Here is a 19,860-nt window from a genome sequence, read left to right as displayed (position 1 = left end):
CATCAAAGGGAGATTCGATAGCCGGATGCGGATTAATGCTCCGCCCAGCTGTCCAGGTATGCTTTTTGCTCTTCGGTCAGCGTGTCGATGCCGATGCCGAGCGAAGCCAGCTTGAAGCGGGCCACCTGCTCATCCAGCTCGTAAGGCACGTTGACGACCTTGCGGCCGATTTGCTTGTAGTTCTCGTTCACGTACTTCAGGGACATCGCCTGAAGCGCAAAGGTCATGTCCATGATTTCCGCCGGATGTCCGTCGCCTGCAGCCAGGTTGACAAGACGTCCCTCGGCCAAAATGTAAAATTTACGTCCGTCTTGGAGGGTGTACTCCTCGATGTTGCGGCGAACCGTCCGTACGGATACGGCCATGGCCTCCAGCTCCGGTTTGTTTACTTCCACGTCGAAGTGACCGGCGTTGGACAGGATGGCTCCGTCCTTCATGACTTTGTAGTGCTCCCCGCGGATGACGTCCCGGTTGCCCGTCACGGTTACGAAGAAATCGCCCGCCTTGGCCGCCTCGCTCATCGGCATAACCGCAAAGCCATCCATATAAGCTTCAACCGCTTTGATCGCGTCGATTTCCGTCACGATGACGTTGGCACCGAGCCCTTTGGCGCGCATGGCCACGCCCTTGCCGCACCAGCCGTAGCCGACGACAACGACCGTTTTCCCCGCAACGACAAGGTTCGTCGTCCGGTTGATACCGTCCCAAACGGATTGCCCCGTTCCGTAACGGTTGTCGAACAAGTATTTGCAGAATGCGTCGTTGACCGCAACCATCGGGAATTGGAGCTGGCCGTCCTTCTCCAGCGATTTCAGGCGAAGAATGCCCGTCGTCGTTTCTTCCGCGCCCCCGCGCACGTTTTTGAGAAGATCTTTGCGCTCGGAGTGAAGAATGGTCACCAGATCCCCGCCGTCGTCAATGATCAGATCCGGCTCGGTCTCAAGCGTCTTGATCAGCAGCTCCTTGTATTCCTTCGGCTCCGGGTTGTACTTCGCAAATACGGTGATGCCGTCTTCCACCAACGCCGCGCATACGTCATCCTGCGTGGACAGCGGATTGCTGCCGCAAATGGTTACTTGGGCGCCGCCGGCTTGAACCACTTTGGCCAAATAGGCCGTCTTGGCTTCCAAGTGAAGCGATATGGCGACTTTCAACCCTTTAAACGGCTGTTCCTTCTCGAACTGCTCGCGGATGCGGTTAAGCACCGGCATGTGGGCATTCACCCAATCGATCTTCAAATGTCCTTCAGGCGCGAGCGCAATGTCGCGGATAATGCTGCGGTCGATCGTACTTGCCATCGGTAACGTCCTCCTTGGATCATGAATTCTCTACGTATTACATGTAACATATACGATGCTTTCCGTCCAGTGGCAAAGGCACTTCCACGAGTTCCCTTATCCAACCGTCGCCGTATTTATTCAAATAGGCCAGCGAATTGTACACCCGCTCCTGCGGCTTGCCGTCAGGCAGCAAGGAAAGCCCGATGCGGGCAAATTGGCGAAGCCCAGCCTCATATTGCGATCGAAGGCCGTCATCCGCTTTATGCTGCAAGAAATCGATTTGCTCGATAATTTTCCCCAGATTCGTTTCGCCTAACTTTTGCAATCCGGGATTGATAGCGGCCATCGCTCCGATCAACGGCTCGTAACTGGCGCGAAACTGCTCTTTCACCTCGGCAAAGCGAGCATCCAGTTGAAGCTGGTCTTGCTCCCGAAGCCAAGCCTGCTGCTTCTCATCCAAGCGGTACAGCGCATCGTCGATGGCCAGCCCGTACTTCTGCATGTTTTTCTGGATCGTACCTTCCACAAGGGTGAAGCCCAAACGCGGAAGAACGATCGGCATCCGCATGCCCACGGTATGAAACGCTTCGCGCGTCAACGCCCAGTAAGCGATCTCTGAAGGTCCCAATACAGTCCCGAGTACGGGGAACAAATAGTCCTGCATCAAAGGCCGTGTCATCACGTTGTTGCTTAGCCGCTCAGGGGCCTCCTCCGCCCATTGCAAAAGCTGCTCCCGGCCGAAGCGGCGTTCCCCCTTGCGGTCCGTATATCTGCCCTCTCCGTCCGCGTAAAGCAGGATGCGCTCGCCTTGTTCATCAAAGACGAATAAGTTCGCACCGTTGCCGGAAACCTCGGCCTGCGGTACATAGCCCGCCGCCCGCAGCTTGTCTTGCCCCCGCAGCAGCGCTTCGTTAATCGAACCGCTTTGCTCCGTCAATAGGCGGAACATCGGGCTTTCGAGCCGCCGCAGCTCCGGGTCGTCCGAATCGATCAGCACGAGCCCGTCCCGTCCGAACCAAGCGGAGAGGAGGCGCGCAAAGCTGTCCGTCAAAGAGACGGCCCCGTCGGTCGACGAACGCAGCGCTTCCATCAATCCCTCCTTGAACTCCGTAGGCATAAGCGTCTGCTCAAGGGCGGTCAACGCCTCGCCCCACTGCTCCGGCGAGATTGGCGTCCGGCTGACGGAGGTGCGCAAGCCGGTCGGATGCTGCAGCTTGATCTTCTGGAGCTGCTGATCCGCTGTCAGAACCGTCACGTGGTTCACTTCGTCAAAATCATGATCCTCCCCGGCAATCCAAAATACCGGCACCACCGGCCGACCCAGCTTCTCCGAAGCCTCACGGGCCGTCCGTATCAACGTAATCGCCTTGTATATAACGAGCAGCGGTCCGGTAAACAAACTGGCCTGCTGGCCTCCTACGATACACAGCGTACGGGAATCCTTAAGCAGCTCGATCGAACGAAGCGTTTCCGGCGAAGCCCCCGCCCGTTCATTGAATCGGCGCAGCCCTTCCGCAAGCCGCGCGCGGTCTGCTCCGTGAATCCGCTCGCGGTCGATCCAGGCCGCACGCGCCTCCCAACCGTCGGCATCCGAAGGATTGTAATCGAAAAACGCGCTTATTTTTTCGAAACGGTCCGAATAATCGCCTGCCAAAGGTTGGCCGGAGTCCCACTGCATTATTTCTATCCGCAATCCGCCCGCCACCCTTCCTTTTAAAATGTAAGCTGCTTCCGGTTTGTAAATAACATGAGCATTACTATTTTACACGTGATCCGGGAAATCGTCAAAAGGTGGGGGAAACTGATACGGATCGTTTCGTTATACTTAAAAAGCCCCTGCACATGCAGAGGCTTCCAAGGTTAATATAAATGGCAGGCTGTAAAGTGACCGGGTTGGACTTCCTTGAACTCCGGCATGCTGGCCGCGCATTCCGGCATCGCCTTCGGGCAGCGTGTACGGAACGGACAACCGCTCGGCGGGTTCAGCGGGCTTGGAATTTCGCCTTCCAGAATGATCCGCTCGCGAGTACGTTCCACCTCCGGGTCCGGAATCGGGATTGCGGACAACAGCGATTGCGTGTAAGGATGCAGCGGATTCGCATACAGCTCCTCGGAAGTCGTTACCTCGACCAGCTTGCCGAGATACATAACGCCGATCCGGTCGGAAATATGCTTCACCATCGCAAGATCGTGCGCGATGAACAAGTAGGTCAGACCGCGCTCTTTTTGCAGCTTCTTGAACAGGTTGACGACCTGCGCCTGAACGGATACGTCCAACGCGGAGATCGGCTCGTCCGCGATGATGAACTGAGGCTCGATCGCCAGCGCCCGGGCAATGCCGATCCGCTGACGCTGTCCGCCCGAAAATTCGTGCGGGAAGCGGCTCGCATGCTCTTCGTTCAAACCTACCGCATTAAGCAGCTCGCTTACGCGCTGCTTGCGCTGTTTGCCGTCGGCAAGACCATGAATATCGAGTCCTTCGGCAATGATGTTGCCAACCGTCATCCGCGGGTTCAAGGAAGCGTACGGATCTTGGAACACCATCTGCATATGACGGCGGAACTCTTGCAGCTTGTTTCCGCGCAGCTTATGCACGTTCTCGCCATTGAACAGCACTTCGCCGCCTGTCGCTTCATAAAGACGGATGATTGTGCGCCCGGCCGTAGACTTGCCGCAGCCGGACTCGCCGACCAGACCGAACGTTTCGCCCCGGCCGATCGAAATATTAAGCTTGTCGACGGCTTTTAAAGTCTTGCCGCCGCCCAAGTGAAAGTGTTTTTGCAAATCGCGAACTTCCAAAATTGGATTGCCCTTCATCGTGCCGCACCTCCAGCTTCTACAGGTCGCTCTACTTTAGGCGCATCGGGATGCAGGAGCCAGCAGGCTGCCGAATGCGTCTCGGAAAGCTTCGTGTGCTCAGGATCGACTTCCAGACAGGCTTTCATGGCGTAAGGACAACGCGCTGCAAAAGCGCAGCCTTTCGGCGGGGCGAACAAGTCCGGCGGCGTCCCCGGAATCGGCACCAATTCGCCGTCTTTGTCCTGGTCGAGACGCGGAACGGAACGAAGCAAGCCCCAGGTATACGGATGTTTCGAATCGTAAAACAGCTCGTCTACCGTGCCCTGCTCTACGACTTTGCCGGCATACATGACGATGACGCGCTGCGCCATCTCTGCAACGACTCCGAGGTCATGCGTAATCACGATAATCGATGCTTCCGTCTGCTCGGACAGCTTCTTCATCAGTTCGATAATTTGCGCCTGGATCGTTACGTCAAGCGCCGTTGTCGGCTCGTCGGCAATAAGCAGCTTCGGATTGCAGGCAAGCGCGATGGCAATCATGACACGCTGGCGCATCCCACCGGAAAATTCGTGAGGATATTGAGTGATCCGGCCTTCCGGGTTGGAAATACCGACCATTTTCAAAATCTCGACTGCACGCTTCCGTGCTTCGCTTGAGCTTAAGCCTTGATGCTTGATGAGCCCTTCGGCGATTTGCTTCCCGATCGTCATCGTCGGGTTGAGAGAAGTCATCGGATCCTGGAAAATCATCCCCATTTCGGAGCCGCGGATTTTTTCCATTCCTTTATTTGAAATTTTGGTAATTTCCGTTTTGCCGTCGAATTTGATCGATCCGCTCTTGATCATGCTTGGAGGCGTCGGAATGAGCCGCATAATCGTTTGGGCCGTAACCGATTTGCCGCATCCGGATTCGCCTACAATGGCGAGCACTTCCCCTTTTTTGAGGTCGAAGGAAACGCCGCGAACGGCTTGCACTTCACCGGCATAGGTGCGAAACGATACTTTGAGGTCGCGAACCTCCAATATATTTTTGCTCATGATTTAGGCACCCTCCTTACTTCCTCATCTTCGGATCGAGCGCATCGCGAAGGCCGTCACCGAGCAGGTTGAAGCTCATCAGGATCAAGCTGAAAACAATCGTCGGGAAAATAACCCGATGCGGGAAATAACGAATCGAGTTCGCACCGTCGGACAACAACGAACCGAGCGAAGCGAGCGGCACGCGGATGCCGAGACCGATAAAGCTCAGGAACGCTTCGACGAAAATAGCCGAAGGAACGATAAATGTAATTTGTACGATAATCAAGCTAAGCGCATTCGGTACCAAATGGCGGAAAATAATGCGCGCGCCTCCTGCGCCCAGCGTTCTGGCCGCAAGGACGTATTCTTGCTCCTTCAAGGTCAGAACTTGACCGCGGACCAGCCGCGCCATCGGCACCCAGCCGGTAATGGCATAGGCGATGATGATCGTCATGAAACCAGGTCCGATAACGATGATCAGCAAGATCGAGATCAGCAGAAACGGGATGGAGTGAATGATTTCGATAATACGCTGCATGATATCATCTACCCGGCCGCCATAGTAGGCCGAAACGCCCCCGTAAATAACGCCGAATACGAGGTCAAGCAGCGCGGCAATAATCCCGATTGCCAAGGAAATCCGCGTTCCCCACCATACGCGCACCCACAGGTCCCGACCGAAATCGTCGGTTCCGAACCAGTGCGCACTGGATGGCGGTAAATTTTTAATATCGTAGTTTTGCGTCGCGTAATCGTAGCTCGAAAAAATCGGTCCGAACGTAGCGAGCAAAATCAAGATGACAAGCGTTGTCATGCCGAACATGGCCAACTTGTTTTTCTTGAGCCTTCTCCACGCATCCTGCCAGTAGTTCATGGAAGGGCGGACGACAGCTTCCCGGCCGACTTGCTCTCGGACAACCGGCTGGAACAGGTCTTTGGACATCTGCATTACTTGCTACCTCCCTTAACCAAACGAATGCGCGGGTCGATGAAACCGTAGATAACATCGGTAAGAAAAAGCACAATGACAAGAATAAACGCATAGAAAATGGTCAATCCTGTAATCATGGTGTAGTCGTTGGAATAAATGGATTGAACAAAGTGCTTCCCTAATCCCGGCACGACGAAAATTTGCTCTACAATCAGCGTACCGGTGATCAGACCGACAAATACGGGACCCAGCACGGTAACCACCGGAAGGATCGCATTACGGATCGTATGCTTAAGAACGATGGCCGACTGGGACAAACCTTTAGCCTTCGCCGTTTTGATGTAGTCCTGATTCAGCACGTCCAGCATAGACGTTCGCATGAGCCGGGCAAGAATGGCAATCGTACCGAACGATAAAGCAATGGAAGGCAGTATCCTGGATGACGCTCCTGTCCACATCCCCGGAGGCAGCCAGCCTAGCTTCACCCCGACAAAATAAGACAGCAAAGGCCCAAGAACGAAGGATGGAATCGAAATACCGACAATTGCCGTAAACATCGCTGTGACATCAAGACCTTTGTTATGATTCAAAGCTGCAATAATGCCGAGAATCAATCCGACCGTAATGGCAATCGCGAGCGCCCACAAGCCGAGCTCCAGCGAAGCCGGGAACGCTTGATGAATAATGTCCGTCACTTTGCGCGTCGGGAACTGGAAGGACACGCCCAAATCGCCATGGAGCACGTTATTCATGTATTTCAGGTACTGCTTCCAAATCGGTTGATCCAAACCGTATTGAGCATAGAGCAGTTTTCTTTGCTCAATCGTCAATTTTTGCGAATCTTCCCCGAACGGATCCCCTGGCAAGTTTTTCATCAACACGAATGTGAAGGAAACAACCAACCACAAGGTAATTACCATATAAACCAGACGACGCAGCAAATAGCGAAGCATGGCACACCTCCTGAACTAATTCAAACAAGGACAAGCAGAAAGGCTCGAAAAGGCTCGATTGGAAACAGCCGAACTGCTTCGCAAGCATAGACCGCTCCAAAGCAAGACTATGTTTGCGAAGCAGCTCCGCTTCCTCCGAACAGAGGGCAATTTCGTTACAGAAAAAATCGGAGCCGTTCCAAAGATCAGAACGGCCCCCTCGTTGACGAATCAGCCACTACTTACTATGGTTCATCGGGAGAAACGGATTACTTAATGGAAACCCATTTCAGTTCCCATTCTTTGGACATAGGCGGCAAAATCAGGCCTTCTACGTTCGGTTTCTTCGCGTAAGGTCTCGTGCGGAAGTAGAGCGGAGAAATCGGAAGATCAGCCATCAGCTGCTTCTCGGCATCGATCAGCATTTTGGAACGTTTCGCCAAGTCGACTTCTTTGTCTGCGCCTTTAACCAGATCGTCATACGCTTTGTTGTTGTATGCGACATAGTTGAAGGATTTGTTGTCGGACAACCACATGTCGAGGAACGTCATCGGATCGTTGTAATCGGCGCCCCACAGTGCGAACAGAGCGTCGAAATTGTTTTCTTGCATGTTTTTCACGCGCAGTGCGAATGGCAGCGGCTCGCCGTCAACGTCAACTCCGAGGTTCTGCTTCCATTGAGCTTGAACGAACTCAATCGTCTTTTTCGCGCCTTCGGTATCGTCAGCCGTCAGCTTGAACTTCGGCAAGGAAGTCATGTTCAGCTCTTTCAAGCCTTCAGCCAGAAGCTGCTTCGCTTTTGCCACATCGAAAGCAGGTTCGGTATCACCCGCTACTTTACGGAATTCCTGCTTGTTGCCGTCAAGAACGGTTACCGGAACCAGACCTGTCGAAGGAATGGACGTTCCCCCGTTGACAACTTCGTTGTAAGCTTTGCGGTCAATCGCCATGCCGAGAGCTTGGCGGATTTTCACGTTCGCAAACGCCGGGAACTTCGAATTGTGGAACATCAGGTAACCTGTTACGAATTCTTTCTTCAGCGTCAAATCCGGCTTGCCTTGGTAAGCTTTGGCCTGCTCGCCGCGAAGCTCCGTCAGGTCAACTTGGTCCGTCTCGTACATGTTAAGAGCCGTGTTGGCGTCTTTTACCACGTTGACGGTTACTTTGTTCAGTTTCACGTTTGCAGCATCCCAGTACTTGTCGTTTTTGACGAGAACGATTTGCTGCTCGTGGTCCCATTTTTCCATTTTGAACGGACCCGCACCGATAATTTTGTCGGCATCGGCGCCGTTTTTGTCGCCTTGCGCTTTGACAAAATCCGGTTTTTGCGGGAAGAAGAGCGGCATAGCCAATTGGTCGGTGAAGAACGCAACCGGTCTTTCCAGCGTAATTTCAAGCGTTTTGTCGTCTTTTGCTTTTACGCCCAGCTCGGCTTTCTTCGCTTCCACTTCTTCCGGCTTCGCTTTATTCAATGCGACGCCGCCTTTGATCCAGGAGAGCATGGTTGCGTATTTCGCTTTTGTCGCCGGGTCCAACGTACGTTGGTAAGCCCATACAAAATCGCTTGCTTTCAGCGGCGAGCCGTCGGCCCATGTCAAACCGTCGCGAAGCGTGATCGTATATACGAGGCCGTCCGGGGAAATTTTCGGAAGCTCTTTCGCAAGACCAGGTTGCGGCTTGCCTTCTGCATCCAGACGGTACAGACCTTCGTTCACCGCGTTAAGAATTGTAAAAGAAGGATTCGTCGTTGCGACGGAGCTGTCGATCGCCGGCGGTTCTGCCGCAAGGTTGATTCTAATTTCTTGAGCCGGAGCTTTTTTATTGTCTGCGCCCCCTGCTTGCTGGTTGTTATCTGTGTTGCCTGAACAGCCTGCAACGGTCGTACCAAGCATAGCGGTAACCGATGCCAGGACAAGAAGCTTGTTATACTTCATGAAAATGACTTCCTCCTTTTTAATTTATGTAAATATATGTTAATTCTTGTCGTGTTATATAACATGACATAGAATTCACACCTTACATGACACCCTTTGATGATATAAGATTCCAGCGGAAAAGTAAAGACCCTGTTGAATGTAACCGTTACCAAATAGAAATTATACAACCAGGGGTTAATAAAATCCAGTGTTATTTTTTGTTTCTGGCCATTTTTTGTAGTATTTAGTATTATTATATCACTTTTCGTAGTTTAATCACAAAAAAAATAAGAGCCTTTTGGGTTAGACTCTCAAAAATGGCAGAATTTTATTCGTCAATCGCTGCAACGTGGATTTGCGTTCCATATGCAGCCTCGCACGATGTCCTCCCTCAAATGAAGTACGCTCGTCTCTTCATCTCTTTACGAGTTGATCATATATTTGCCGATGCCGATGAACAGCAGGAGAACATAGCAGGCCGTCAGCAGCACAAAGCCAAGCCGGCCCAGCGTTCTGGCGATCTTGATCAAATCGATCTTTCCCTTAAGCCGGTTTTGCATATTTCCAAGCAAGCCGGCGGCAACGAGAAACAGCAGCACGATCGTCCACAGCAGCATTCCCGAATCGAACAAATTCCGGCTCATGAACGAAACCGAGCCGATAAGGAATAACGTGGTGATATCCATGCTGAGATGCGTGGCTCTGCGCTTGTCTTTCGTATAATAGTAAACGATAACCCATACGATGAAAAAAGCGACAAACGGAACAAGCGCAAGAAATGTATAAAGCTGCTGCAGCCATCCAAACAATGCACTCAAGCGATATCACCCGATTTCAATCGATAATGTTCGGCCGGCAGGGCCGATGCCCAGCTTCCGCCGCCTTGATCAGCCGGTATACGGTAAGATGCGTCGGAAGCGCTATTCCGCTACGGTCCGCCTCCCGCAGCAATCCTCCCGTAATGGCGTCGATTTCCGTAAGACGGCCAGCCGTCATGTCCTGAAGCATGGACGACCGGTTGGTTGCGGTCCGCCGGCATACCTCCAGCAGCTGCTCCCACAGATCCGGCTCCAGCCGTATCCCAAGCGCACGCGCCAGAGTACCCCCTTCTTCGTACAAAGCACGCATCAGCTCTCCGGCTCCCGGCAAACTCAGAAGCTCGCCGTTCGGCACCCGCAGCAAGGCGGTGAGAGGATTAATGACGGCATTAATAAGAAGCTTTTGCCAAATACGGCTAGAGATGTTTTTCGACATGGATGCGCTAAATCCTGCCAATTGCAGCCAATAAACCAGATTTTTTTGCGCGATTTCCGAAACTTCGCCCCTTTCGTCCCCTGCTGCGCCTACCCAGGTCGTACCGCTCCCCGTATGAACGGCTTCGCCGGCGGAGGAGATCATCGCGCCTTCCGTCGTCACAGCTGCAAGCAGCCGTTCCACCGGTACATGCGCAGCCAGCGTCTCCAGATGCCCGATGCCGTTCTGCAAGCAGACCATCCATGCCGAGGGGCCCATGCGCCGAGCAAGTTCGAGCCCGAGCTCCCGGGTTATGGCGGACTGCTTCACGGCTAGCAGGATAAAATGCGGCCCGCTTCCGTCCTTTCCCCCGAACGCTTCCTTTTCCTCCCACAGCCGAACGCGGGGAAAAGCCTTAATCACGGCCCGAGCGCTCTTTTCCTCCGATCCCGAAACGGCATCGGTCAAGCGCAGTCCGGCAGCTTCGATTTCAGCTTTCCGCTCGGCACGGCGGACGACAACCTCAACCTCGTGCCCCGCTTTGGATAATCTGACCGCAAACAACGTTCCGAGCGCCCCTGCGCCAATCACCGTAAAACGGCCCATGTCTTTCTCCCCCGCGCACTAAAAGTTTGTACTGTCTATCATAGCAAAAAATGACGGGGCACGCACAAAAACCCCGGAACCGGCGCCTATGGCAGCCCGATTCGGGGGCTCTTCCTTTTTTATGAGACGGTTCCGGTTATTCGATCCGTTCCAGATTCCCGTTTTCATCCATTTTAAAACGTGTTTTGCTTTCCTCTTCTTCCTCTGCCAGAAAAGCAAGCTTGCGGGCCCGATCCATAATCTGGATAAGCGCTTTGTAATCGTCGTTCACGACGCGGTAATCGGTCGAAACGTCACTGACCTGCCGATTCAGCTCGTCATTGAGACTGCGCAGCCGTTCAAGCTCATCCTGCTTCTCATTCAGCTCCTTCTCAAGCTGCCTTACATGCCGTACCATTTCCTGATAGCTTCCTTTCCACTGCCGCAGGAAGCGGATAACGGCGTCGATCGACAACTCTTCCACGATACCGTCGCTGCGCACCGCGCCTTCCGAAGCCAATGGGCCGCCCATGCCGCTGCCCGCAACGGATGCGAACGCGCTCGTATGCTTGCGGTGCTGGTTCCTTTTTTGGCGCTGCGCTTTGGCAATCTGAATCGCCGCCTCGTATTTCTTGCGGACGAAGCTGTTCCAGCGGAAGCCGCAAGCGGCCGCGGTTCTACCTATTTTTTCGCCCACTTCCTCAAAAGCGGACAGCTGCGTGCTGCCTTCGCGAATATGTCTTAACGTCACCTCCGCCAATATCAAATCGTCTTCCTCGCTCCAAGCGTCTTGTCTGATTGCCGTCATCAAGCCGTCCTCCTAACCCCTATAGGTTCATCCGCATCTATGTTCGTGATGCATAAAGTGCTGCGTTACTTTATCTCTATGCCCATGGTAGAGTTCATAGAATACTTTTCTAGTAATTTGTATTGCCAATTTTCAAGGCGGTCATACATCGTTTGGGCGGATTTGGGCAACGATATGTTGCGAAGGGCTAAAAATTTGACTAAAATTCGTCACGGATTGGGCGTTTACACGAAAGAAGGCTTTCGCTATAATGGTGGGTAGTACATAAGTATCGATCGTGACCAAAGAGAGGGGGATACAGGATGGATCGCATGTTTCGCGTTCTCGGCTTCTGGACGCTCGTAATCGGGCTCATGGCGTTGGCCGGCGACTTTATTCCGATGGCGCTCATCTTTTTCGCCCAGACGGCGATTTTCACGCTGTTAGGATACATGAAATTGTCCGAACGTGCCTACATATTGATTTTTTGGGGCTACATGATTGTTTCGTTTACAGGGTTTACCTACTGGTCATTTTTCAAAATGTCCATCTAATCCTGCCAGTCCGGAAAAAAGTAAGCGAATACGGAGACAAAAAAGGCGAACCGCAAGCTTCAGTGCGGTTCGCCTTTTTTTTGAACTAAAACCTTGAATAGCTCACTCATCCCGTCGCTGAGGAGCAGCTGTCGAATGGCCCGATTGCGCCGGGCTTGCGGCGAGAACGGGTCCCGGGCGTCATGATCGCTCAGCTCGTCAAGCAATCCCTGCTCCAGCAAAAATTGCTTCTGGCTGAACAGGCCCAAAGGCTCCAGACCCGCTTCCTTCCCGGCATCGATCAACGCGCTGAAATTGACATGGGCGGTCATATCCTGTTCGCCAGGGAACTGCAGCGGCGTGTCGGAGGCCTGATGCTTCCAGTAGCACAGCAGCGTTCCGTTCATCCGGTGCGGAGCGTACAGCTCTTCCCTGACGTGCCCGTAGTCGATCGTCAGCAGCACACTGCCGTTCCCCATGCTGCCGGCAACCGTCCGAAGCCAGCGCAGCGCGTCCAAATTGATCTCGAACCGCTGACCCGTCCTCGGCGGAATCGCTTCCTTGCGGATAAAGACCTCAAGCTCGCCGCTCGATAACGGTCTTTCCGCCTCCGTCAGGCAGCTTCGTTCGTCATCCCAGCCCACCATAATTTCCCGCCATCCCGCTTCGCGGCTTACGATAAGGTACACCGGAAAGGCATCCGGCAGCTCGTTGGACAAAACCAGCGTATTGGGCCAAGGGCCTGCCGCGTGCCACTCCTCGGCTGTGAGGTAGCTCACAAGCTCCATATGAGGCGCTAGCGCCTCCGATTGAAGACTCCGGTGCACCGGACTCCTTTCGACGCTAATGAAGCGCAGCCGCGCATATAGCGCCGGAGAGCCGCTCCGGATCGCGTCAAGCATTTGTCTCGCTAAAGTTCCGTCGCCCCCTCCCCACTCCGTTAAGCAAACATCGCCGCTCCGCGTTTCTGCAAAGCTTCGAAGGTAGGCGGCCAGCATGTCGCCAAGCACACTGCCGACCGAAGCGCTAGTATAAAAGTCGCCCGCCCGGCCGATTTTGCGATTCGAATTCATATAATAGCCCAAGCTTGGATGATACAAGCACAAATCCATATAGTCCCGGAACGAAATCGCCCGGTCCGGCTGCATTTCAATCCGTTCCCGAATCGCTTGCAGCAGCGGGGAATCGTTCGCCTGCTCCGTTTTCATGCGTCTACCGCCTCTCGCCAAATTACTAAAGACAAAATTGCCCCTACTCGCTATAATAGGATGAGAAAAATAGGAGAGGAAGCAGAGCCTTGTTTAAACCACGAACCATCTTCTGCGCAGCGCTTATAAGCTGCACCGTTCTGCTCACGTCCGCCTGCACCGATCATCAGCAGGTGAAGCAGGATTTGATGCAGGCTGTCGCCAAGCAGGAGCAAATCCAAAGCTACCGATATGCCGGGGAAGCGGAGCTGAAGCTGGACGCTTCTTTATTTTCGGGCTCGCAACCGGTAACTGCCGCTTTGCTGGGCCTGGTCAAAGAAAGCAAATTCGAATACAGCGGGCTCGTTTCGCTGGCAGATCCGGTCCGAATGGAAGCCTCGGTCAAACTAACGCCGAAAGGCGCGGCCTCGCCCATCGAACTGCCGTTTCTTCTTAAAGATAACAAAATGTATCTGCAGATGCCAGCCATTACGAAAGCGGACGAATATTTGATGCTGCCTCTGGATAAGCAAGCGGACAAGCTTAAAAACACCGGAAGGCTGAGCGCTTCCCTGACGGGCAAGCTGCTGGAAGGGGTCAACCCGAACTGGCTGGAACCTGGCAGTAAGGACGAAAAGCTTGCCGACGGCGAGCCGGCGAAGCGCATTACGCTTACGGTGACGAACAAAAACAAGCAGGAAGCGGCAAAATATTTCACCACCGCACTGCCGTCCGTGCTGAACGAGCTGATGACCAGCGGACTGAGCGGAACGGGACAAACCGGGGAATGGAAAACTTCGCTGGAGCGGATCAAGATCGAAGCTCCTACGACGCTAAGTATCCTGATCGACAATCAAGGTTTTATCCGTGAGCAAACCGGAAAGCTTTATTTTTCAGTCGAAGGCGGAAACGATGCGAAAAACAGCGTGGAATGGACGTACAAGGTGCAAGAGATCAATCAGACGCCTGCCTTTACGAAAGAAACGCCGAAGCAGGTAAAACATGCGGAAGACATTTTACGATTGCTCCCTAAGCCTCAAGCGGGCAAAAAGTAACGTGACGGAAGCCCTCCCATGGCACAGCGCCGTGGAATTTTTTTGTCATGTTTTTCCCATTCCTATGATAATCTTTAGTTGAAAGGACGGGAGGGACATGCGTGTGAATATACGCCAATGGGCTATCCTTGCGCTTTTCTCGGTATACGGATGTTTATCCGTCTTGTGGCCCTATTCCGCGTATGCGGAAAGCGGACAAGCGGACAGAAGCTTGCTGCAGAAAGGCTTGACCATCTATGAGATCGATCAGGAGCTAAGCCGCATTGCCGACCAGGAAATCAAGCTCCAGGCACAGATGCAGAGCGCAGAACAGCAAATTCGCGAAGCGGAGCATTCTACAAGCGAGGCGAAAATACACGCCGCCAAAGTCGTCCGCTCTTATTACATGGGCGACCGCGATTCGCTGTGGGTGCTGCTGTTCTCGGTGGGTTCTTTCTCCGATGCGGTTTCGGTGCTCGACTATCTGCAAATGATTCTGCGCAACGATAAACAAGCGCTGCAGCGTCATACGGATGCATGGCAGCGGCTGGCCTCGGTCAAAAAAGAGCTGGCTGAAGCCCATACCTCCCTGCAGCGGACGAAAGAGCGGTACTTGCAGCAGCGGGAACGGCTTACCGTGCTCCAGAAAGAAGTCGACGCTCAGCTCGCCGATAGCAAGGAACAGGCGGCGCTGCTTCAGCAGCAAATGCTTGAGCTCAACAAGCTGTGGGAGGACAAGGGCATTCCGCTGTTCAAGACGTACTTCCAAGCGCTTGCGAGTGCGATGCAGCAGCTTCCCGAGCTGGTGACGTCCGGCGGCGACAAGAGCAAGAATGGCAACCTGGTTATGAACGGGGTAAACTATACGTTTCAGATGACGGACAGCGAATTAAACGATTTTTTGCGCAAAAAAAATGAACGGTTCCGCAATCTGACGTTTCACTTCTATCCCGATCAAGTATCGGCCTCCGGGCAGGAAGGCGATATTGCCGTCATGATCCGGGGAAGCTACGAGATGGCCGCAATGGACGACGGAAGCGGAAAACCGTTTATCCGGTTCCGGATTTTGGAAATGCAGTTCAACGGCTTTTCCCTGCCTTCCACGACGGTGGAAGAATTCGAAAAAAGCTTTGATCTGGGGATCTACCCCCAAAATATCGCCTCGTTTTTGCAGGTAAACGGCGTCCGGCTGGAGGAAGGAAAGTTAAGCATCATGCTGAAGCTGGCCTTATAACTTGTAAGCTAAGCCGCCCCCGGAAGAAAAGGAGCGTGAAGACGTTGACGGAGCCCGTTCTCAAATACGCGGCAGCCCTGGATCTGCCCGAAGACAAGCGTGCCGGCTATTATGCCCAGATCGTCAAAGCGTTGGCTGAAAAAACTGCTTTGTTTGACCGCGACAAGGAGCTGATGATTTTTTCGTCCCCGGAAGAACTGGAGCAGCTTATGCCGATTTTGGAGCAGTATGCGGTTCCGTTCGAGGAGCTAAACGTGCTTTTGCTGCCGGCTCCGGTCACGACGTATCCGGCCTTCGGCGATTACGGCTTTGTCAGCCGTCTGGAGAACGTTTATCTGTATGCGGAGCTCGTCGCCGTATTCCGGCTGCGGGCTGCAGCGGACACGAACGGTGCGCTCGGGCTGGCCTTCGAGCCGCAGCAGGCGGAAGCGCAGCTTGAGGAGCATTTGCTTGCAGCATGGCCGGAGCCGGGAGGCGGCTCGGCCTTCGCCATCGAAGCCCAACTGGTCGAGCTTGCGGAAGGCATTGCCCGCGCCTACGGCGGCGCTGTGGAATGGATTTATTCGCCGGAACAGTAGGCCTTATCTGTCTATACAAAAAAAACGGTGGTGCAGCGATAGATTGATTTCTATCGTTGGCATCACCGTTTTTGTCTTCCTACAGCAAATCGGCGGCAAGCTGCGCCAGATGCGAGCGCTCCCCGCGCTCCAGCATGATGTGCCCGCTGATCGTTTGCTCCTTAAAGCGCTCTACAACATACGTAAGGCCGTTGCTCGAAGCATCCAGGTACGGATGATCGATCTGCTCGGGATCGCCCAACAGAACGATCTTGCTGCCCTCGCCGACGCGGGAAACGATCGTCTTCACCTCATGCTTGGACAGGTTCTGCGCTTCGTCGATGATGATGAACTGCCCGGGAATGGACCGCCCGCGGATATAAGTCAGCGCCTCGACTTGAATGCTGCCGAGCCCCGCCAATATTTTATCGATATCGCCCGGCTTTTTCGTATCGAACAAATACTCCAAATTATCGTAAATGGGCTGCATCCACGGCCGCAGCTTTTCTTCCTTTTCTCCCGGCAAGTAACCGATATCCTTGCCCATCGGAACGACGGGACGGGCAATCAGCAGCTTCTTATACTTTCTTTCGTCCTCGACCTTCAATAAACCCGCTGCAAGCGTCAGAAGCGTTTTCCCCGTACCTGCTTTGCCCGTCAGCGTGACCAGCGGAATATCGTCGTTGAGCAGCAGCTCCAAAGCCATCCGCTGCTGAGCATTCCGCGCCGCGATTCCCCAGATCGGATCGTTACTGAGGTAAAGTGGCTCCAGCTTCTTCCCGTCGGCGTTCACTTTAAGCAGCGCCGACTTGCTGGTACCCATCTCGTCTTTCAGGATAACGAATTCGTGCGGATGAAGCGTATAGCCGAGCTGCAACGAATTGGCGCTTAAATAGCGGTATGTGTAAAACTCGTCGATGACCGAAGGATGTACCAGCAGGGTCAAATGCCCGGTGTAGATGTCTCCGGCCACATTAACGACCCGGTCCGTCAAATAATCTTGTGCCGTGATGCCCAGCACGTCGGCTTTGATCCGGACGAGCACGTCCTTGCTGACCAGAATAACCGGCTTCGGGTCGGATTTCTCCTTCTCTTCCAACAAATAATTAAGCGCCACCGCCAAAATGCGGTTGTCGTTCGTCACTTCGGCGAACACTTCCTGCAGCTTCGCGAAGCTTCGATGGTTCAGCTCCACCTTCAGGCTGCCGCCGCCGGGAAGCCCGATGCCTTCGAACAGCCGGCCGTCGCTGCGGAGCCCGTCAAGCATTCGGGAGATTTGGCGCGCATTGCGCCCCAGTTCGTCGGCGTTGCGTTTCTTGGAGTCGATTTCCTCCAATACGACCGCCGGAATAATAATATCGTTATCTTCAAAAGCGTAAATCGCGTTCGGGTCCTGCAGCAGCACATTGGTATCCAGCACATAAATTTTTTTCATCATGAGTCCCTCCCAGGTTCGGTGTTTGGTTCGGCTCGATACATAGGAATTTTCCCGTCAGGACAAACTAGCCAAAGCCGATGACGAAAAGAAAGGACGATTGCTGATGAAATTGTTTGTCGTGACCCTCTTGATGTTGTCCGCTGTCGTGTCAGGATGTAACCAAGCACCAAAAAATGGAGCTGCCCCCTCGCAGACCGCCGATTCGAACCGGCAAGTACAAGTGAAGCAAACGGCACCGCAGAAAAAAGAAATTCAGGACCCCCGCGCCGTTGCCAGCAGGCTGGAGCAAATTGCCGTCAGCGTGCCGAATGTGGAGAGCGCCAATTGCGTCGTTTTCGGTAATACGGCCGTCGTGGGAATCAACGTCCCGCCTGCCATGGACCGCGCGAAAGTCGGAACGATCAAGGTGTCTGTCGCGGAGGCGCTCAAAAAAGATCCGTATGGAGTAGACGCGCTAGTAACCGCAGATATGGATTTAAACCAGCGCTTGTGGAACATCAGGCAGCAAGCGATGAACGGCAGACCGATTAACGGCTTCGCTGAGGAAATGGCGGCCATTATCGGCAGAATCGTTCCGCAGATGCCGCGTGATGTGAATCCGCTGCAATCGCAGCCGCCTGCTCAAAGGTAACCCGCAAGTTCCAGGCAGCAATCTGTAACGGTCTTTTGAGGTGGAAAAAAAGCCTAGGACGGCAAACGGTCTTAGGCTTTTTGCATCGCGTCGAACACCTGCGTGTCCAGCTTCTCAGCGGCACGCTTGTCGTACGTTTTTTCATATTCAGGCGCTACGGAAATGCGGGCTCCGTAGAACATCGCATCGCGCACCGAAGCAATGTCAATATCATAACAAGCCAGCTTGAACGGAACCCCGTCAAGAGCTTCGGCAACCTGACGTGCGCTTCCGTAAATCACGAAGACGGAGCCGGCGCCGATAACCGTCAAATTCGCATGCGCATGCTGCTTGATGTTGGTCAAAATGCGCGAACGCTGGTCGACGGCAAAACGAACCGTCGTCCGGTCTTTAGCGAATAGCCACGAAATGGCGCTTGTCGCAGGCGAACCGGTTTCATGATCGATCGTGCTCAAGAGAGCAAACGAATCCTTTTGGAGTAGATCGAAGAGCTGTTCCGACAAGGCTGTGATCGTTTCGGCCATAGGTTCCCCTCCTGTAAAGGTTTGTCTCCGAATCTAAGACCATTATAGCATACGGGTTAGGTATCAGCTACCAGCAGTTATCACGGACACTCCCTTCGGACAATGATATTTTATTGTATCTCGCCGTCCGGGGTTATATGTCAATCATTGTATTTCGGGTTGGAGTTAATGTCCGTTAAAAGCTGTTCGGCGAGCTCGCGGTCGAACCTTTTCGTATGGCGGGCGCCTCCGGCCTCTTCGTATTCCACAATATAGGTCTCTTCGTCGGCCGTGCGGATGAACCTTTCCAGACGATGATCCTCCCGCAAAATCGTTTCGAAAAAATCTCTCGTTTCCGATGCTGCCAGGTCGTTCGGCCGGGCCTCCGCCACAATACTGATCTGCAGCCAATTGAACACCGCATCCTGTAAATTCACAAGCAATCAGTCCTCTCTCAGCAAAATCACTTGACGGCCGCCTGCCGTCCATGTCCGCATGGCATCCAGCCAGCGCCCCGCCTCCGGCTCGGCTTCGGCTTGCTTGAGCAGCGCTGCCGCTTCCCGTGCCGTCAGCATCCGGTTCAAATACGCTTCGGCACAATGAGACAGCCGCCAGGTCGGCGGCGCATCCGCATCATCGGTCATGACTTCCGAATGCTCAGCCGCTGTGGACAATCGAATATCGCCGGATTGCACCAGTGCAAACGGAAGCTCCTCCGTACCGCAGACCTCGCCGGACTCGTCCTCCGGCAGCAAATGCGCTTTGAACATCATCAGCAGCCGCGGGTGGATTTGCCCCATCGCTTCCAGAAAACGCATCCTGAGGCCCTCAGGCTCAAGCCGAAGCCTTTCTCCACCGAGTAGAGCCGTTTCCCCGTCCCACGACAAGGGGACTAGCCAGAAGTCCGACATCAGCCACGCACCTCCATCGGGCCAAGCCCTTACGATTTGCGGTTTTCCCGATCCTGAACGTAGTAGCGAATCCGCACCATGAGCATGAGGACGACCGCGACAGTCAGGCTTAGCACAATCGGCAGTCCTGCCAGTTGAAAGAACAGAAGCATCCCCGATCCGAGAGCCAGCAGCAGGTAAATGATAGCGTCTTTCAGAATCGGCAGCTTCCGCGTCTTGAACACTTTATTGTACACGTAAGTAATCAGCACGAAGATGATGATCCATGTCACAAACGGATGCGCCCTCAGCCATTCGAGCATCGGAATCCTCCTTATGTAGACTTGCAAAGAAAGCTCCGATTGCTC

General features: G+C 53.8%; 21 protein-coding genes. 5 read left to right on the top strand and 16 right to left on the bottom strand.

The window, feature by feature from the left end; all coding sequences use genetic code 11:
* Positions 1-32: 32 nt before the first annotated feature.
* From KQX66_RS31395 to KQX66_RS31350, 10 genes are all read right to left on the bottom strand, one after another.
* Entirely contained in the window at positions 33-1,298 is a 1,266-nt protein-coding gene (locus tag KQX66_RS31395; RefSeq protein ID WP_216797445.1) for an adenosylhomocysteinase, read from the bottom strand.
* 37 nt (positions 1,299-1,335) lie between these two features.
* Positions 1,336-2,973, bottom strand: coding sequence for a bacillithiol biosynthesis cysteine-adding enzyme BshC (gene bshC / locus KQX66_RS31390; protein ID WP_216797443.1), 1,638 nt, complete (start codon positions 2,971-2,973; stop codon positions 1,336-1,338).
* 167 nt (positions 2,974-3,140) lie between these two features.
* Entirely contained in the window at positions 3,141-4,097 is a 957-nt protein-coding gene (locus tag KQX66_RS31385; RefSeq protein ID WP_054976806.1) for an ABC transporter ATP-binding protein, read from the bottom strand.
* Complete coding sequence (locus tag KQX66_RS31380; RefSeq protein ID WP_216797441.1) at positions 4,094-5,119, bottom strand: ABC transporter ATP-binding protein; 1,026 nt, start codon at positions 5,117-5,119, stop codon at positions 4,094-4,096. The genes KQX66_RS31385 and KQX66_RS31380 overlap by 4 nt, the downstream gene beginning before the upstream one ends.
* 16 nt (positions 5,120-5,135) lie before the next feature.
* Positions 5,136-6,050 (bottom strand): ABC transporter permease, encoded by a 915-nt coding sequence (locus KQX66_RS31375; protein WP_216797439.1) that lies wholly within the window; start codon positions 6,048-6,050, stop codon positions 5,136-5,138.
* On the bottom strand, positions 6,050-6,985 hold the full coding sequence (locus KQX66_RS31370; RefSeq protein WP_216797437.1) for an ABC transporter permease: 936 nt from the start codon (positions 6,983-6,985) through the stop codon (positions 6,050-6,052). The genes KQX66_RS31375 and KQX66_RS31370 overlap by 1 nt, the downstream gene beginning before the upstream one ends.
* 248 nt (positions 6,986-7,233) lie before the next feature.
* Entirely contained in the window at positions 7,234-8,898 is a 1,665-nt protein-coding gene (locus KQX66_RS31365; protein WP_216797436.1) for a peptide ABC transporter substrate-binding protein, read from the bottom strand.
* Between the two features lie 404 nt (positions 8,899-9,302).
* Positions 9,303-9,698: a DUF3397 domain-containing protein gene (locus KQX66_RS31360; protein ID WP_216797435.1), complete on the bottom strand. Its 396-nt coding sequence runs from the start codon at positions 9,696-9,698 to the stop codon at positions 9,303-9,305.
* 16 nt (positions 9,699-9,714) lie between these two features.
* Positions 9,715-10,719: a ketopantoate reductase family protein gene (locus KQX66_RS31355; protein ID WP_216797434.1), complete on the bottom strand. Its 1,005-nt coding sequence runs from the start codon at positions 10,717-10,719 to the stop codon at positions 9,715-9,717.
* A 136-nt stretch (positions 10,720-10,855) separates the two neighbouring features.
* Entirely contained in the window at positions 10,856-11,506 is a 651-nt protein-coding gene (locus tag KQX66_RS31350) for an RsfA family transcriptional regulator (protein WP_216797433.1), read from the bottom strand.
* A gap of 302 nt (positions 11,507-11,808) precedes the next feature.
* On the opposite strand from KQX66_RS31350, the gene KQX66_RS31345 reads away from it, so the two are divergent.
* Positions 11,809-12,039, top strand: coding sequence for a DUF2626 domain-containing protein (locus KQX66_RS31345; protein WP_010491888.1), 231 nt, complete (start codon positions 11,809-11,811; stop codon positions 12,037-12,039).
* A 59-nt stretch (positions 12,040-12,098) separates the two neighbouring features.
* Here the strand turns inward: KQX66_RS31345 and KQX66_RS31340 are convergent, their stop codons facing one another.
* Positions 12,099-13,226, bottom strand: coding sequence for a class I SAM-dependent methyltransferase (locus KQX66_RS31340; RefSeq protein WP_216797432.1), 1,128 nt, complete (start codon positions 13,224-13,226; stop codon positions 12,099-12,101).
* 89 nt (positions 13,227-13,315) lie between these two features.
* On the opposite strand from KQX66_RS31340, the gene KQX66_RS31335 reads away from it, so the two are divergent.
* From KQX66_RS31335 to KQX66_RS31325, 3 genes are all read left to right on the top strand, one after another.
* Positions 13,316-14,260: a hypothetical protein gene (locus tag KQX66_RS31335; RefSeq protein WP_216797424.1), complete on the top strand. Its 945-nt coding sequence runs from the start codon at positions 13,316-13,318 to the stop codon at positions 14,258-14,260.
* A 97-nt stretch (positions 14,261-14,357) separates the two neighbouring features.
* Entirely contained in the window at positions 14,358-15,473 is a 1,116-nt protein-coding gene (locus KQX66_RS31330) for a hypothetical protein (protein ID WP_216797423.1), read from the top strand.
* Between the two features lie 44 nt (positions 15,474-15,517).
* Positions 15,518-16,051 carry a hypothetical protein gene (locus KQX66_RS31325; protein WP_216797422.1) on the top strand — a complete coding sequence of 178 codons (534 nt, stop codon included), beginning with the start codon at positions 15,518-15,520 and terminating at the stop codon, positions 16,049-16,051.
* A 79-nt stretch (positions 16,052-16,130) separates the two neighbouring features.
* Here the strand turns inward: KQX66_RS31325 and KQX66_RS31320 are convergent, their stop codons facing one another.
* A complete protein-coding gene (locus tag KQX66_RS31320) occupies positions 16,131-17,465 on the bottom strand; it encodes a PhoH family protein (protein ID WP_216797421.1) in 1,335 nt (444 codons plus the stop codon).
* 106 nt (positions 17,466-17,571) lie between these two features.
* On the opposite strand from KQX66_RS31320, the gene KQX66_RS31315 reads away from it, so the two are divergent.
* The gene (locus tag KQX66_RS31315) at positions 17,572-18,099 is read left to right on the top strand and encodes a YhcN/YlaJ family sporulation lipoprotein (protein WP_216797420.1); all 528 of its coding nucleotides are present in this window, start codon (positions 17,572-17,574) and stop codon (positions 18,097-18,099) included.
* 71 nt (positions 18,100-18,170) lie between these two features.
* Here the strand turns inward: KQX66_RS31315 and KQX66_RS31310 are convergent, their stop codons facing one another.
* The 4 genes from KQX66_RS31310 to KQX66_RS31295 all read right to left on the bottom strand — a co-directional run bounded on the left by KQX66_RS31310 (position 18,171) and on the right by KQX66_RS31295 (position 19,815).
* Positions 18,171-18,623, bottom strand: coding sequence for a pyridoxamine 5'-phosphate oxidase family protein (locus KQX66_RS31310; RefSeq protein WP_216797419.1), 453 nt, complete (start codon positions 18,621-18,623; stop codon positions 18,171-18,173).
* A gap of 140 nt (positions 18,624-18,763) precedes the next feature.
* Positions 18,764-19,039, bottom strand: a complete 276-nt coding sequence (locus KQX66_RS31305; RefSeq protein WP_216797418.1) for a hypothetical protein — start codon at positions 19,037-19,039, stop codon at positions 18,764-18,766.
* Positions 19,040-19,045: 6 nt separating this feature from the next.
* On the bottom strand, positions 19,046-19,513 hold the full coding sequence (locus KQX66_RS31300; RefSeq protein ID WP_216797416.1) for a hypothetical protein: 468 nt from the start codon (positions 19,511-19,513) through the stop codon (positions 19,046-19,048).
* 29 nt (positions 19,514-19,542) lie between these two features.
* Positions 19,543-19,815: a YlaH-like family protein gene (locus KQX66_RS31295; RefSeq protein WP_025853454.1), complete on the bottom strand. Its 273-nt coding sequence runs from the start codon at positions 19,813-19,815 to the stop codon at positions 19,543-19,545.
* Between the last annotated feature and the right edge of the window lie 45 nt (positions 19,816-19,860).

Source organism: Paenibacillus oleatilyticus (genome assembly GCF_018998565.1).
Lineage (GTDB): Bacteria > Bacillota > Bacilli > Paenibacillales > NBRC-103111 > Paenibacillus_G > Paenibacillus_G oleatilyticus.
This window is presented reverse-complemented; position numbering and strand designations above follow the sequence as displayed.